16 protein-coding genes and 1 pseudogene are annotated in these 15905 nt (G+C 50.3%); all 17 read left to right on the top strand.

What is annotated here, in order from left to right; genetic code table 11:
• Window positions 1–704: 704 nt before the first annotated feature.
• The 17 genes and pseudogenes from NIZ92_RS07265 (at window position 705) to drmB (ending at window position 15903) form a co-directional block, all read left to right on the top strand.
• Window positions 705–860 carry a hypothetical protein gene (locus tag NIZ92_RS07265; RefSeq protein ID WP_254002979.1) on the top strand — a complete coding sequence of 52 codons (156 nt, stop codon included), beginning with the start codon at window positions 705–707 and terminating at the stop codon, window positions 858–860.
• 72 nt (window positions 861–932) lie between these two features.
• Window positions 933–1220, top strand: coding sequence for a helix-turn-helix transcriptional regulator (locus NIZ92_RS07260; protein WP_254002978.1), 288 nt, complete (start codon window positions 933–935; stop codon window positions 1218–1220).
• Between the two features lie 26 nt (window positions 1221–1246).
• Window positions 1247–2260 carry a reverse transcriptase family protein gene (locus tag NIZ92_RS07255; protein ID WP_254002977.1) on the top strand — a complete coding sequence of 338 codons (1014 nt, stop codon included), beginning with the start codon at window positions 1247–1249 and terminating at the stop codon, window positions 2258–2260.
• A gap of 328 nt (window positions 2261–2588) precedes the next feature.
• Window positions 2589–3677, top strand: a pseudogene (locus NIZ92_RS07250) (site-specific integrase).
• Between the two features lie 243 nt (window positions 3678–3920).
• Window positions 3921–4148 carry a plasmid-related protein gene (locus NIZ92_RS07245; protein WP_254002976.1) on the top strand — a complete coding sequence of 76 codons (228 nt, stop codon included), beginning with the start codon at window positions 3921–3923 and terminating at the stop codon, window positions 4146–4148.
• Window positions 4145–4483 carry a hypothetical protein gene (locus NIZ92_RS07240; protein ID WP_254002975.1) on the top strand — a complete coding sequence of 113 codons (339 nt, stop codon included), beginning with the start codon at window positions 4145–4147 and terminating at the stop codon, window positions 4481–4483. The genes NIZ92_RS07245 and NIZ92_RS07240 overlap by 4 nt, the downstream gene beginning before the upstream one ends.
• Window positions 4484–4671: 188 nt before the next feature.
• The gene (locus tag NIZ92_RS07235) at window positions 4672–4929 is read left to right on the top strand and encodes a hypothetical protein (protein WP_220463773.1); all 258 of its coding nucleotides are present in this window, start codon (window positions 4672–4674) and stop codon (window positions 4927–4929) included.
• A gap of 234 nt (window positions 4930–5163) precedes the next feature.
• A complete protein-coding gene (gene virB5 / locus NIZ92_RS07230; protein ID WP_254002974.1) occupies window positions 5164–5901 on the top strand; it encodes a P-type DNA transfer protein VirB5 in 738 nt (245 codons plus the stop codon).
• A 10-nt stretch (window positions 5902–5911) separates the two neighbouring features.
• The gene (locus NIZ92_RS07225; RefSeq protein ID WP_254002973.1) at window positions 5912–6373 is read left to right on the top strand and encodes a hypothetical protein; all 462 of its coding nucleotides are present in this window, start codon (window positions 5912–5914) and stop codon (window positions 6371–6373) included.
• Window positions 6370–6636, top strand: a complete 267-nt coding sequence (locus NIZ92_RS07220; RefSeq protein ID WP_254002972.1) for an EexN family lipoprotein — start codon at window positions 6370–6372, stop codon at window positions 6634–6636. Before NIZ92_RS07225 ends, NIZ92_RS07220 begins: the two co-directional genes overlap by 4 nt.
• A 5-nt stretch (window positions 6637–6641) precedes the next feature.
• The gene (locus NIZ92_RS07215) at window positions 6642–6803 is read left to right on the top strand and encodes a hypothetical protein (protein WP_254002971.1); all 162 of its coding nucleotides are present in this window, start codon (window positions 6642–6644) and stop codon (window positions 6801–6803) included.
• Window positions 6804–6841: 38 nt separating this feature from the next.
• Window positions 6842–7726: a type IV secretion system protein gene (locus NIZ92_RS07210; RefSeq protein ID WP_254002970.1), complete on the top strand. Its 885-nt coding sequence runs from the start codon at window positions 6842–6844 to the stop codon at window positions 7724–7726.
• A 283-nt stretch (window positions 7727–8009) separates the two neighbouring features.
• On the top strand, window positions 8010–8156 hold the full coding sequence (locus NIZ92_RS07205) for a hypothetical protein (RefSeq protein WP_254002969.1): 147 nt from the start codon (window positions 8010–8012) through the stop codon (window positions 8154–8156).
• 331 nt (window positions 8157–8487) lie between these two features.
• The gene (gene mobC / locus NIZ92_RS07200; RefSeq protein ID WP_254002968.1) at window positions 8488–9066 is read left to right on the top strand and encodes a plasmid mobilization relaxosome protein MobC; all 579 of its coding nucleotides are present in this window, start codon (window positions 8488–8490) and stop codon (window positions 9064–9066) included.
• A gap of 366 nt (window positions 9067–9432) precedes the next feature.
• Window positions 9433–10674, top strand: a complete 1242-nt coding sequence (locus NIZ92_RS07195) for a DNA cytosine methyltransferase (RefSeq protein WP_254002967.1) — start codon at window positions 9433–9435, stop codon at window positions 10672–10674.
• On the top strand, window positions 10667–14098 hold the full coding sequence (gene drmA / locus NIZ92_RS07190) for a DISARM system helicase DrmA (protein ID WP_254002966.1): 3432 nt from the start codon (window positions 10667–10669) through the stop codon (window positions 14096–14098). Before NIZ92_RS07195 ends, drmA begins: the two co-directional genes overlap by 8 nt.
• Before the next feature lie 5 nt (window positions 14099–14103).
• Window positions 14104–15903: a DUF1998 domain-containing protein gene (gene drmB, locus NIZ92_RS07185; RefSeq protein WP_254002965.1), complete on the top strand. Its 1800-nt coding sequence runs from the start codon at window positions 14104–14106 to the stop codon at window positions 15901–15903.
• Window positions 15904–15905: the final 2 nt, after the last annotated feature.

Below are 15905 nucleotides of genomic sequence, written 5' to 3'. Positions count from 1 at the left end.
TTAAGACATTTGATTTAAAGGCTGAGGCGGTATATGTGCATAAAGAAAAATCACCAGGCTGCTTTAGAGGCAGGCTCCGAGAAGATAATTAATAAAACGCGCTCTTCACCATCGAAAAAGCCTGCCGATGTAGAAAATTCGGAAAAAACTTCATGGGTAGTTCACAATCATCGCTACAACATAGAGCAGTTGTTAGTCGCTTCTGACTACACACAAGACCAGGAAGATAGAGTGTGGATCGATGCCCCTCGAGTCGGTCGCGAGTTGATATGAAGTAATTGAGGTGTCATGGGCTTATAGGTGTTAATTAAGTCTCCAGAGTTTTGGCTTAGTTTTTGCACTATCTGTTTGTGCCCATCTTTGGAGAAATTTATTCGCTAAGAGCGAATAATCCTTGACTGCCAAAGCCAAGTCAGACTAATATTCAAGTTAGCGGTAAAGGAGATACTACTCGCAGTAGTGGGGGCTTCGGCCTCGCGGAGATTCGTCTCTACCCTTTCTCTTGCCAGGTCTCGGTCTGCGCCCTGCTACAGTGATGTAGTCAGCGACGCGTGACACGCAGCTCTCCAGGGGATAAGCCGTTCTCAACGAGATGTGAGAACGGATGATATGGTAGGGGGACATGATGCAACTCAACTCCGTCATTTAACACGCCTAAGGCACGCGAGAGACCTAATTTTGGGTCGCCTTATAGGAGATATTTCATGTTAAATGAGAAAAAAACCGCGGAGTTGCATCCGCCTAAAGCTGGAAAAAAACGAGCCTTTTTTGGGGCTGTTGGTAGGTTTGTGTTTAAGTTGATTAAGTGGTGGCCCGCCATTCAGTCTTGGATTGAAAAATTCTTGAGCTGGTGGGAGTAACCCCTTGAGTACACTATCCACAATCTACAATTCCACTGGGGCTTACCCCGCCACTATTATTATGGATCATCTATGCTAAATGAAGCCTTACGCCTCATACGCACATATCACGACCTCACTCAAAGTCAATTAGGCTTAGAGCTTGGGGTGTCAAATTCATATTTATCAGAGATCGAAGCAGGAAAAAAAACCCCTTCTCTTGATTTGCTGAATAAATATAGCCACCGATTTAATTTGCCAGTATCTTCTTTATTGTTTTTTTCTGAGGCATTAGATAAAAGCAAGAAAGCAGATCGATTACGTGTTAATGTCGCTAAAAAAGTTTTATCTTTGCTTAAATGGGTTGACAGCAAAAGATAAGGCCTTAATTTTAGATCATGCTTTTTATGAAAAAACAAAAATCTTATAGCATAGATCAATGCGTACTTTACAAGATTAGCTCAAAGAAAAAATTGGCGGATATATTAAATATCCCCTTGAATAGCTTGATGAGTCTTGCAAAGAGTAAAAACAATTATCGTATATTCGAGCTCCCTTTTGAGCAATGTGAATTCACTGGCAAGACTAGGAATGCGCGAGTAGTCCAGGAGCCTAAAAAGCTCTTAAAGGCGGTTCATGCTCGACTACAAAAACTCATATCCCGCATTGAAGCCCCTAAGTATGGCCATGCTGCGATAAAAGGTCGTTCGTATCGATCTAATGCAAGCGAACATATTTCTTCGAGGTGCCTCGCTACGCTGGATGTACGGAAATTTTATCCATCAACAAGACAATCTTTGGTCCGAAATTTCTTTGCAGATCAACTTTGCTGCGCTCCGGACGTTGCTGATGTTCTTACGAAGCTTTGTTGCTTTTTTGGTGCTTCTAAAACCGGTAGTTCTGTCGGTTTGCCAACAGGCAGTCCACTGAGCCCAATATTATCGCTGTATGCCAACAAGCCTATGTTTGATAAATTGCAAGGTTATAGCAATGATAACTCGCTAATATTTACATGCTATGTTGATGATATAACTTTCTCGGGCGAAACTCTTCCGAAAGATATTATTAGGAAGGTAGAGGAAATTGTTTATTCATATGGACATACTATTGCAATAGAGAAAACGAAGATTTTCCGGGAAAATGACACAAAGCACGTTACAGGTGTGGCTATTAAAAATAATAAAATCAGTGTCCCTCACAGCAGATTCAAAAAAGCAAGGGCAATTGAGAAAATCATTAGCAATGTACCTCAAGAAGAAATAACAAAAAAAAGAACACTACAAAGAAAGCTATCAGGATTATTAGGTGAGGCTGGTTTTTTAGACTCACGCTATAAGCCCTGGGCAGCCAGGTCCTACGCTGATCTAAAAAAACTAGAGTATGAATTTAGTCAGCTGTATAAGCAGGTAGATCTTAAATGATTTCAATATAGTGGCAGCTATAGGTGAGGACCTGCTTACATATGGCGATGACATTAAAAGCTCACATTTTTTAATGTGAGTTTTTACTCTTTTGATGTCAACGAAGTGTCAACAGGGTAGCTCTGAATAGCAGAGTCATAGCTGCTCTTTATGACCCTAACTTATTGATTGATATGATAAAGCTTTACCAATGCAGTTCTGTAAAACTGACTCATAATCCGTTGGTCGCTGGTTCAAGTCCAGCTGGGCCCACCAACTTTCCTTAAATTAGCGTTTCGGTACAGTTTCGGTACAGTGGCAATGCACGAGCCCTGTTCAGGAGTGACCGATGGCTACAATTACGAAGACCCCTTCACGCACCTGGAAGGCCGTTATCCGCAAGTCTGGATGGCCGACCACCATAAAAACCTTTCGCACCAAACGCGACGCCGAAGACTGGGCACGCCGCACAGAAGACGAAATGGTGCGCGGCATCTATATCCAACGGGCAAGCTCCGAACGCCTGACCGTTGAAGCAGCGCTGAAGCGCTACCTTGCGGAAATCTCACCAACCAAGCGTCCTACCTCTGCCGCAAGTGAGGCCCGCCACGCCAAACCACTGATCCAGCACCTGGGAAAATACTCTCTCGCCGCGCTCAGCTCGGAGATCATCGCCCAGTACCGTGATGACCGCCTCGCGGGGCTGGATCGCAAAGACGCCAGAGGTCAACCAGACCCCAGGCCAAGATCCCCAAATACCGTTCGGCTCGACCTTGCCCTGCTGGGCCACATGTTCAACATCGCCATCAAGGAATGGGGCATAGGACTGACCCACAATCCCGTCCAAAACATCCGTCGCCCTGCCCCAGGCCCAGGTCGTGACCGGCGACTTACCCCGGAAGAGCAGAAACGTCTTCTGGCAGCCGTTGATGCTCACTCCAACCCCATGCTGGGGTGGATTGTGCGTATCGTCCTGGAAACTGGCATGCGGTCCTCAGAGATCGCAACCCTACGCAGAAGCCAGATAGACCTTGATTGACGCGTGGTGAGGCTGCGTGAGACCAAGAACACCACTTCGCGCACAGTTCCACTGACGAACGAGGCAACGCGGCTATTCCGCCAAGCTCTGGCTAATCCGATTCGCCCTATCGACACCGACCTCGTTTTCTTTGGCGAGCCCGGAAAAGATGGCAAACGACGCGCCTATCAGTTCAACCCTGTTTGGACTCGCATCAAAAAGAACACAGGCATACTGGATTTTCGTTTTCACGACTTACGACACGAAGCCGTCAGCAGACTGGTCGAGGCCGGGCTATCCGACCAAGAGGTTTCAGCCATAAGCGGACATAAATCCATGCAAATGCTCAAGCGTTACACCCATCTTCGAGCGGAAGACCTGGTGGAAAAGCTCGACAAGCTGGAAAAATCACGCCCCTAATGATGATTTATTTCTATCAATAACCAAATAACGATAGCCATCACAACCTATTGTTATTCAAGCCTATTTTTTGCAGAAATATTTTATGGAAACCAAGACACTATATATTGGTACTCGCCAAGCATAGCTCTTGGTATCTGCGAAGAGTGTATTTTGGCCTTTTAAATCAAAGGCTTAAATTTGACCCCCTGCCTATTCCGTCCAAAAATACGTTCAACTACTTGAAACACGGTGGATGTATTAATGACGACGGAAGAATACTTACTCAAACAATATGGCCCGCTAATGAGCATGACGGACATAGCGGCCTTACTGGATCGCTCACCAGAAGGCATTCGTGTCGCCCTGTACTCAGATACGGATGTCTCCAGAAAGCTCAAGCCAACCATGCTGCGGATAGGCCGCCGCGTTTATTTCCGCACTCTCCAGGTCAAGGAGGCTTTGGCTTTGGATGGCGGAGCTATCGTATGAGCCAGACCATCAAGATTAAGCGCCGCGCCTACTCAATGGTGTACGACGATATTCTGCTGGATGAACGGTTAAGCTGGAGAACGCGAGTTGTCCTGTCCTGGATGCTCGGCAGAAGCCCCGACTTTGAGATTCGGATTTGGTACATCCGCAAGCTCTTTAGCTTGAGCAATCAACAGTGGAACTCAGCACGGAAGGAGATGAAGGCAGCCGGTTATTTCCATCAGGAACGCACCCACACAGAAGCAGGAAAAATCGCATGGGCACACTTCGTTACCGACACCCCTGAACCACCATCGTCCGGCAACCATACACCCGAAAACCATACAATGGTTTAACCATCAATGGTTCCGCCACTGCATGGCAAACGGGTGCATATACCAGTAAGAGTAAGACCAGTAGGAGTAATACCAATAAATAATAAAACCAGCACGACCCAAACAGCACACACCGCCCCGGCCCTGCGGCCCTGGGGGAAAGGCGTCTTCGACGCAATTGACTGAAAAAGATTACAAGGCGCTCCATTGTGCAGCATACGATTCGTTACCGTGACCTTGATGGCTACTGCGACAGTCTGGAGAGAACGGGCAACGTGCAGGTCACACTGAAAGCCAATCGCATCAGAGGCTACGCACTGTGGGTAGAGAACGCCGAGGATGTACGGCAAGTTGTTGATGATCAGGGTGATCCCGTCTGGTTCCGAACGGTAGATCAGGCACTCGACGAGCTTGTTAATGTTCCGTATTTGAGCGAAATATTTATAATCGAACGCAGCAACTGGTAACGCTGAAATTGTCTTGCCAGTGCTTTTTTGAATGGGTGTCGCCCATCTGCTTGACCGGCTCCGCGCTGCGCCCGGTATGACTTGCTGGAACAGACAGCATGACCACACGGAAAGACGCGTTGTTTAATCGCCTTCAAGGTACGGTTCTGTATGGGAACCAAGACAGCTAACAACTGAATGGCCTTGGCTTTACGCCAGCCCGATGCCCTCCTGATTCAACAAGGAGTGGTAACCATGTCTACTATCAAAATTCTGGCCGTGGCCGGTGTATCCGCTTGGATGCTCTTCGGCAACCATGAGGCCAATGCACAAATTCCCGTCACTGACGGCGCTTCTATTGCTCAGCAAGTCACCAACCAGATTGAGACGATTGCAAAGTGGAAAATGCAATACGACCAGATGGTTGAGCAGATCGATGGCATGGAGCGCGAATACAAGGCCCTTACAGGTGGTCGCGGCCTTGGCACCGTTCTGAATGACCCCCGTTACCGCGAATACCTGCCCACTGAATGGCAGGACGTTTATGACACTGTTCGGAATGGTGGCTATGCCGGGCTGTCTGGTCGTGCCGCTGAAATCTACAACGAGAATCAGGTTTTTGACGGCTGCGCCCATATTCAGATCAATACCCAGCGGCTGGCCTGTGAAGCGCGGGCAGTGAAAGGTGCCCAGGACAAAGCCTTCGCCCTGGACGCCTACGATGCCGCCCGCGACCGCCTGAACCAGATTGACCAGTTGATGGGCCGCATCAACACCACCCAAGACCCGAAAGACATTGCTGAACTACAAGGCCGTATAGCGGCTGAGCAAGCGATGATTGCCAATGAACAAACGAAATTACAAATGTACGCGATGGTGGCCGAAGCCGAAAACCGGATTCAAGAACAGCGCGAACAGGAAATGGCTATGGAGGAAGCGGCCAAGCGCGGCGGCCTCAACGTCGAGCCCATGAACTTTTCACTTCGTCGCTAAGGAGGCCGCCATGAATGCTTTTTTTGTTTTTACGCTTGTTCCTGTAACGCTCATAAGCATTGGTCTCTATCGGTTTTGGAGTTGCGTTCACCAGCTCGGCCAAGCGAAAGAGCTGATGCGCCTTGCACCGCACATGATGGCCCTCGATGGGGTAATCATCTTCGCCGCTTTTACCACCCTCTATTTTGCCGCTCTAGGCTGGGGCTTCCGTCTGCCGCTGTTCTTCCATGACGAACCTTTGGCTGATTGGGGATACGTCCTCATGGCGACGGCCTGCTGTCTCACCTGCATGGGGTTGTCGTGGAAAAACGCCGGGCGGCGCTTTGACGTTGGCCCGTCATGGGGTGGAATGCGTGAAAGTGCCGTCCGTACCCTGGTTGCGTTCCATATTTTGGATGCGGTCGAAGTTTCCCGCGCTATGAAAGGCAAAGGATTTGTCATGGATTCCGATGCTTTGGAGGTGCGGAAATGAAGAGAATCATTCTTCCTTTGGTCATCGCTTCTACATTGGCAGGCTGCAAACAGGAACAGGCCGAAGTCGTTCAGTCCGTTGACTGGTACAAAGAAAACACTGTTGAGCGTACTGAGCGTTTGGCGCAGTGCCGGGCCAACCCTGGTGAACTCGCTGACACGCCAAATTGTATCAATGCAGAACAAGCGGAACGCCTCGCTGATACGTCTAAACGCGGCGGTCTCGACGTGCAGCCCATGTCCGATATCAAGCTTGGGAAGTAGCGGCCATGACAGCAAAAACCACTGTATTCCAGGGAATCGGTGCCACGCTGGATAATGCTACAGCCACCTTCGTGACGGATGTTGTGTCAGACACCATTGCAACGATTCATCCCTGGGCCATTGGCGGCCTTACCCTCTTTCTTGTTCTCTACGGCTACATGCTATGATGGGAAGAATACAGGATGCAGGTTCAAGCGGGTTTATCATGACCGGAAAGGTCCTCATCATCAGCCTTCTGGCGCTTAATGCGGACATTTATCTGAATTGGGTAGTAAGTGGCTTACAAGGCGTTGAAGAGGGGCTGACATCGGCGTTTGGTGGTGGTGGCGGCGGTACCGTTTATGAAACATTGGACAACAGCCTGAGCAAAGGATTGGAACTCATTCTCCAGGCTCGCGAAAAAGCCAGTGAAGCCAGTTGGCGGCAGATAGGGACAATCTTCGGATGGTGGCTGATCGCAGCACTGATCGCCGTAGGGTTTGGTCTGGTCGTGGTCTTCGGTGGCATTGCCATATTATTGTCGACCGTCTACCTGAAAATCCTTTTCGCGATCGGCCCCTTGTTCATCTTGATGCTCATGTGGCCCGTCACGGCACGGTTCTTTGACCAATGGTTCGGCTTCGTCATAAATCACACAATCATTGTTGCGCTGACAGCAGTGGTGTTGACCTTGAGCGTCAGCATGTACGACCATCAGATATCAAAGGTCGCGATGGATAGCGACCAAAACATGCTGGCCGTCGCTCTGGAGCTTCTGATTGTGGCCGCTATCCTGTACGCCTTGGTTAAAGGCGTCATGCCGATGGCAGCGGCGCTTGCCGGTGGCCTCACGATGGGCGTCATGACAGCACGCAGCCTGAGCGGTGGCGTAAAACAAACCGCTGATATTGCTAAAGGTGCCGGAAAAGGCTCCCTGGCAGCAGGGAAAGGCATATATGGCGCAGGGCAATGGGTCGCTAACAAACTCCGGCGGGGTAACAAGGTCGAGAATGGCGGCTCAGATGACGGTAGCGGCTCCGGTGGTGGCTGGCAACCTGCATACCGTGATGCTGTGCTGGCCAATTTGAAAAGAGCCCAAGGCAGACGATAAATCTCAAACTAACACCATGGCCCCGCTTCTGCGGGGCTTTCTTTTTGGTGACGGCGAACCTTCCAGGTACAGCTGAACTTGTCGCCATCTTTCCAAAGCCCCACACTGGGCAATAAGAATAATAATAATCTTATTCTTCTTATTATTATTGTAAGTCAGAGCGGCCTATCAGCGCGGAACGCGCCTTTCCCCACGGCCGACAGGCCAAGGGCGGCGTGCACCCTATCAGTTACGCCAAACCTATAGCCTTGCTGCTGGCGACACCAAAAGGATAATGGGGAATATGAGCCAGCGCAGGATGGTTGCGAGTCGCCGGTTCTATCTGCTGCACAACGCTGCGGGCATCACGGCCAAGACAATTTCAGCGCTGACGCAAGACAATTTCAGCGCATCATCAAACATGACCGACATCATGCAGCGCCCTACTTAACGGCAAATCAAAATCTTGGTCATGACCAAGGAAGTTTCGTCATGACAAAAAATTGTAGGTGGGTGTGGACTAATGCAGGATAGGCGAATCGCCGGTTCTTTGTGCCACACAACACGCGGCATAACGCCAAGACAATTTCAGCGCACCATCCAACATGACCGATACCATTCGTCGCCCTACTTAACTGCAAATCAAAACTTTGACCATGACCATGGAAATTTCGTCATGACGAAAAATGGTAGGTGGGTGTGGACTAATGCAGGATAGGCTTTCGCCGGTAAAGTGTATTACACTACATCGAACGACTGACCCGCAGACTTTGGAGAAACCCATGCCACGAGAAGCGAAGATTGGAGCGACTCGGGGTAGTCATGTATATACCATGCGGCTACCTGCTGACCTGCGCGAACAGTGGATGTCGTATTGCGAACGCAATGACAAAAAAGCGGCAGCCACCCTGCGTGCGCTTATGCGATACCTGATCCAGGATGACATGCCTCCCGAAGTTCAGAAGTGGGTGGCAAAACAGATCAAGGGGAAGCCAGATACCGGCCCGAAGGAAAGATTGGAGGTTCGGTTTACTCCGACCGAATACCAAGGCATAACGACGCGAGCCGAAGCGGAAGGTTGTTCGCCTCAGCGCTGGGTGATCAATTGTGTTCGGGCCAGTTTGACCCACGAGCCGCAGTTCACGATGGAAACCACCAAGGCCTTGTGGGACTCAAACTATCAGCTTCGGGCAATTGGTCGAAACCTGAACCAAATTGCCAAGCGGTTGAATGAGGGGGAACCGGGAAGCGTCAAAGCTAAACAACTGGAAAAACTGGCCGGTTTTATTTATCAGCATACAGATAAAGTATCGGCAGTTCAGGACGCAAGCCTTAGCCGCTGGAGAATAATAACTAGCTAACAAGCCAACCATCCTAACCAAGACTGATCGATCGCTGCGCCCCGCTGTCAGCATAGATGTCGCCTCCTTTTTTAGCCCTAAACCCCGGAGGGGCCGGTTTGTGAGCGCAACGTGGTGCGATAGAGCGATGAATTTAAAGACTAGACAGTCCGTAGATGAAGCCACACAAGGTCCAAACGATGACCCAAATCAGCCGGGGCAAGGGTATAGGAAAGACCTTACCGCTATGAGTCAGGCCGGGGTAAATGCAGGCAGTGGATCGTTTACATTTGTCAGAGTAGGATTTTGATACGATGCATATTTTCTCTAGCTTTCTGGGCATGACCGTGGGGGATCTGTTTGAATATCAGTCAGGAGATAGCCTCCATGAGTAATAAAAAGACTATGATTTCTCTCTTCAGTGGGGCAGGAGGCTTAGACTTGGGGCTCAGTGCCGCCGGATTTACGAATATGCTCTGCGTAGAAGTCGACCCCACCGCACAGCAAACCCTTGCCTCAAACCACCCCAAATGGAAGCTCGCCTCACCGGGTGACATTCATGCGTTAACACCCAGCGAATTATTAAAGCAGTCAGGGCTAAAGCCCGGAGAGTTAACCTTGCTTGCTGGCGGACCACCCTGTCAGCCATTCTCCAAATCCGGATATTGGGTCACCGGTGACACTGATCGACTTACGGATCCGAGAGCCAAAACCCTGAAGGCCTATCTGGATATAGTGCGCGAAGCACAGCCAGAAGTAATATTGCTAGAAAACGTCAAAGGAATTGCTTATTCCGATAAGGATGAAGGGTTACAGCTATTGGTAAATGAGCTGAACAAGATCAATCGGGATAAAAAAACCCACTACCAGCCCCATATAGTCGCCCTAAATGCAGCTGACTATGGTGTTCCTCAGTCAAGAGAACGCGTATTCATTATCGCGAGTAGGGATGGGATTCAGTTTACCCTACCAGTGCCAACACACTGTGACCCCAAAAAGTCCGACGGTAAGGGGCAATCTCATCTAACTGCATGGGATGCAATTGGTGATTTGGATGTCGATATTTGGCCGGATGATGTTAAACCCTCTGGTAAGTGGGCCGAGCTATTACCCACGATTCCTGAAGGCCAAAACTACCTCTGGCATACCGAGAAAATGGGTGGGCTTCCCTTATTCGGCTGGAGAACCCGTTTCTGGTCATTTCTTCTTAAACTCGCGAAAGACAAACCAAGCTGGACTATTCAAGCCCAACCTGGCCCAGCAACAGGCCCTTTCCACTGGAAGGGACGACTGCTTTCTATACGTGAACTAGCCCGCCTGCAAACCTTTCCAGATAACTACCAGTTTGCTGGTGACCGACGGGCTGCTCATATGCAGATTGGTAATGCGGTCCCCCCTGCAATTGGAGAGTTTTTTGGTTTGGAAATTCGGCGTCAATTTTTTGATGAACGCGTTCGCAAAAAATTGAAACTAATTCCTGAAAAACGAAAGGACTGCCCTCCACCGGAAAAACCAAAAGCAGTGCCCAAAAAGTACTTGTCGTTAAGTGGCGCTCACAATTCCCACCCAGGAATAGGGAAAGGTCCAGGAGCAAAAAAACGCGAAAAAAAGGAACAAGCCAATGCCTGATAGCAGCAAGCGAGAGTCGCGCTCACGAATTTTAGAAGCTCTCCAGCGGGAGCTGATGGGGCCAACCTCGACAGATGAAGCAATCAATGAGTTTCCGACTACTCGATATATCATAGGTCGTTTGGCCCCCCTTAAATCTGAAATTCCCGATTATGAGAAAGACGAACTAGCTGCGGGCAATGACGATGATGAGGGTGGAGAATACGAACCTCAACCTCCGCTCATTGTAGGCTTTAGCCCTTCATCTATGGGGCTGTCCTTTCTGGTTTCACAGGAAACTCAAACCATCAATGCCAATGCTGCTTGGGGCGACTATCGCCGCGAAAAAGACGAATCTGAAGTCGGCACCTATTGGCAACGCTATCAGCGGTCCGTTTTAGTAGAGGGTATACCGGTTGATAAGATTGGCAAACTGAATCCGATTCCCCTATCAAAATCCAATGCGCCCGCGTCAGTTTCAATTACTCCAGATGGCTTTAGGAGACAAGGAGAAGATGGCGACGGAGATGGCCAAGTATATCTGGAGGGGGTTGTACACCATATCGACGGTGCCAAAGCTGTCAGTCTGTTTCTGGTAAACCGCCGACCTAAAGGTGACGATACCGACAAAGCAAAAGATCAACAATGGTTAATGCAACCAAAACTTCAAGTGTTTGGGGCTGACAAAGGGCCGATCTTCATCGCTAAAGATTTCGATAAAGACATATCCAAAGACACTGAAATTGCGACAGCCAATCTGCTCTACCGGGATGCTAAAGAATTCGCTACTGGGCATGGGGTCGCAGCAGGGTGGGATGGCCTGAACGTCACCCGTGATCGCGCCAGTCTATTATTCACGGATTTCATTCCGAACTTCGAAGTGCCAAGCCTGATAGCCCAAAGTGGCGCGATCTCCGGCCTTAACCTGGATATGTTGGAGCTAAGCAAATGTGCAACGCCCAACGATTTATTCCAGGCTATCGAGCCGCTGTTGTTAGCGTACGAACAATGGGTGGCCGATAGAAAAGCGGAAACACAAAACGCTCCCTTTAACTCAACATCAGAAAATATTGATACGTCTAAGGTGCTTATTGAGTGCTGCGAAAACGCCGCCCGAAGAATGCGGGAAGGATTAGAGTTAATTCGAGATGAGAAAAATGCGTTTGAGGCATTTTTGTTTTCCAATCACGTTATGTGGGATCAGCGTATTCACGCGATTTGGGCAGGACGAAACCGTGACAAAGGCGAAACCGCAGGCTCACCGGCAGACTTCGATAAGCCCCAGAACCGTACTTGGCGCCCGTTCCAGATGGGCTTCATCTTGCTCAACATTGCCAGCATGGTGAATAAACCCAAAGCCGGAGAGAAAGTCGCGGCCGACCGCAGACTCGTTGACCTACTCTGGTTCCCGACAGGTGGTGGTAAGACTGAAGCTTATCTTGGGCTCGCGGCATTTACATTGGCCTATCGGCGCCTGCGCGGCGATGTTAACGGCCTGGATTCCAGTGCTGGCGTCGCCATCATTATGCGTTATACCTTGCGTCTTCTCACAGTTCAGCAGTTTCAACGAGCTACCGCACTGATCTGCGCTTGTGAGTTAGTGCGTAAGAGCAATCCTGGAAAGTGGGGGCAAGAGCCCTTTAAAATAGGCCTTTGGGTGGGTAAAGCCACAACGCCTAATGATGCCAAGGCATCTGGAAAGGCACTGGAAGATTTAGACGAGGGCAAAAAGCCACGCGATGGCAGCCCAGTGCAGTTGGTTTCTTGCCCCCGTTGCGGCACCTCATTAGTTACCCCACAAGGCAAGCCAGAAAATCAAACCTACGACTTTGATAATGCGCGGCTACGAACACTTGTGCGCTGCCCCAATCCAAAGTGCGAATTCTGTGCACGTAAGTCAAATGATCAAGGATTGCCAGTTGTCGTCGTCGATGACGAAATCTATCGCGAGTGCCCTTCACTGGTTATTGCAACCGTAGACAAATTTGCCCGAATGCCTTTCAAGGGCGAAACTCAGGCTCTCTTTGGCCTACGCGACAGATATAGTCCAACCTACGGCCATCTAACTCCTGGGCATGGTGAAAAGCCAAGCCAGCGTGTCGTGAAAGACGATCAGCCAGCACGTCGGCTGGTGCCGCCAGAATTGATTATCCAAGACGAATTGCACCTGATCTCTGGGCCACTAGGTACCATGGTCGGCCTTTATGAGACTGCGGTAGATTTTCTTACTCGGGTGGAGGTTGAAATCGGAGTAACGATACCGGCAAAAATCATCGCGTCCACAGCGACTATCCGACGAGCTCGCGAGCAAGTTCGTCAGCTCTACAACCGCGATCTAGCGATCTTTCCTCCCAGCGGTTTGTCATCCAAAGATTCCTTCTTTGCAAAAGAGCAGGAAATTAAAGAGGATGACGACAAAACAGCCGGCCGCCTTTATGTCGGTTTAAACGCGCCAGGCTCCAGCACCAAAACCTTGTTGGTACGTGTTTATGCAGCATTGCTGGCAGCGGGTGAAGCTGAAATTACCCGTGACCCAGAAGCAGCAGACCCTTATGCAACGGTTGTCGGTTACTTTAATAGTCTGCGTGCACTGGGTGGCGCTCGTCGTCTGGTGGAAGATGACATCAAGAAGCGCCTACGCTATTTGTCCCAGCAGCGAGGCTTCCCACAACGCTACATCAATGATCCTGATGAGTTGACCAGCCGTTTGGATTCCTGGCGCATCCCCGGCTTGTTAAAACGATTGGATAACAAGTTTCCGCGCGAGCAAGGCAAGCAGTACCCAGTCGATGTGTTATTGGCCACCAATATGATATCGGTGGGAGTGGACATTGACCGCTTAGGCCTGATGGTCGTCACTGGTCAACCCAAGGCAACGGCTGAATACATTCAGGCGACCAGCCGTGTAGGTCGTAAACACCCAGGTTTGGTTATCACCATGTATAACTGGCTTGGCGCGCGTGATCTTTCTCACTACGAACACTTCCGAGGCTACCATGCAGCGCTTTATCGTTATGTGGAAGCCATAAGCGTCACACCTTTTTCATCTCGCGCCTTGGATCGTGGTCTGCGCGGCGCCTTTGCGGCGATGCAGCGTTTGGGCGGTCAAAACATGTCGAGGGAAGTGCAAGCTCAAAATTTTGACCCCGCATTACCAGCTACGGATCTAATGATCACCGACATCACCCTGCGTGCTGCAGACTTAGTAGGCAAGAAAAACGCCAAACTGGTGAACGATCGCCTGATGTCCAGCCGAGATGATTGGGCGCACTATGCAGATGATCTGCTGCGTTACTCCTGGCTAAAAAGCGGCGAGCGACCACCAAACAATGCCCGGGTTTTGCTGAAAACCTCAGGCACTGATAACGAAGGCCAATGGTCTACCCCAGGTTCCTTACGGGAAGTTGAGCCAACAGCGGCATTTTATCTGAGTGATGAGGAGTAACATGGATGTCGAGTAAAAGAGCAATTGGCGACGTTCGTCCCAGTCAGGTAATCACCACGTTTGGTCCCGGTGCGATTGTCGATCTACAAACACTCTCAGTCATTGTCGCGGGTATTGATGGCTGGCACGTGGATGAAGATCTGGTTATTCACGAGCCTCGCTTGCAGCGCGCCTTAAAGGTAAAGCGCTTCTTTTCGGCAGAGCCAGCCAGCGGCAACTATTTCACCAAGCGCGGAACGGTTCCGACATTTCTATTTCCGCGCTATCAGGTCTGTACGCACCCTGAGTGTGCAACCCTTTCTGAGCCAGGCGAAGAACTGGTTGAATACAACGAAAAAATCCAGGAAATGGAATGCAAGGCACCCAACTGCAAAGGCCGGGGCAAGTTCCGCGCACCCACTATCCCCGCACCTTTTGTTGTGGCCTGCCCGAGCGGGCATATTGATGACTTCCCTTGGCGCGCCTATGTACACCGAGATGCTGACACCAACTGTAAAAAGCGTATGCGTTTGGTTTACTCGGGTACGACAGGATCGGTGTCTGATATTTGGATTTATTGCGCCTGTGATGCCAAGCGCAGCGTAAGCGATGCCTTTGGTGAAAACCGCAGCCTTGCGTTGGGAGAATGTACTCGCAAGCGCCCTTGGCTGGGGATCAAAAACAAAGATCCGCATGAGTGTAAACACGCGGGTCAGCTACGGGCGATTCAACGCGGTGCCACAAACGGATGGTTCCCCTTGGTACGCAGTGCTTTATCGATTAAAGAGGCCGCTAGCCCGATTGGCCAGGCACTGAAGAAGTGCCCCCAACATCAGGTGGAAAAGATCGATTCGCAGGAAAAACTGCAAACACTGCTGGAATTGGAAATGTTCCCGGTGCTGGCAGAGTTTAAAGCCGAAGATATTTGGCAGACCCTGTTAAAAGAGCGTGGCGAAATAGAAACCGATGAGATTGACCTGCGTTTGCCAGAGTGGAACGCCTTCCGAGATATCGAAGGCAGCAATCAAGGTGACCAGTCCGACTTCTTTCTAGAGGCCGGCGAAGTGCCTGACTTCCTCGCTGATAAAGTCGATCGCATCGTTCTGGCCCGCAAACTTCTGGAAGTGCGCGCACTCACCAGCTTTACCCGCATCGATTACGCTTCTGGCATGGATGATGACGGTTTGGGAGCCTCGCGAGCGCCCATCTACAAAGAGCGTCAGGACTGGTTGCCAGCCGTCGAGGTGCGCGGTGAAGGTATCTTCCTGGAGTTAAAAGAAGAGGCTTTAAACGCTTGGGAGGCGGAGCCTGCCGTACAAAAGCGCGCCGCCGCTATCGAACAAAAATACAAAGAGTGGGCCGCTGAGCGCGGTGTGGATGCCGATGACTTCCCCGGTGCGCGTTACGTGCTGCTGCACAGCCTGGCCCATGTGCTGATGCGCCAATTGGCATTGGATTGCGGCTATTCCGAATCGTCGGTACGCGAACGCATCTACAGCAGTACCGCTCCTGAGCGCAAAATGGCCGGCATACTGTTGTACACCGCCAGTGCGGATTCCGAAGGCAGTTTAGGTGGCCTGGTGGATCTTGGCACCAAAGAGCGGTTCCCGAATTTAATACACAACGCCTTGGAAAACGCTAAACGCTGTTCATCAGACCCGCTGTGTGCAGACCACCAACCCGATGTGCATGCCACTATAAATGGTGCAGCCTGCCATGCCTGTGTACTGGCGCCGGAAACCTCCTGCGAAGCGTTTAACCGCTTTTTGGATCGAAACTTCCTGGTGCCTACCATGGCATACAGCGATATGGCCTACTTCAAGTAACA

The organism is Alcaligenes sp. 1735tsa3 (assembly GCF_024134565.1).
In the GTDB taxonomy this organism is placed as follows: domain Bacteria; phylum Pseudomonadota; class Gammaproteobacteria; order Burkholderiales; family Burkholderiaceae_B; genus Alcaligenes; species Alcaligenes phenolicus.
The sequence above is the reverse complement of the archived record's forward strand: the minus strand, read 5'-3'. Positions and strand labels throughout refer to the sequence as shown.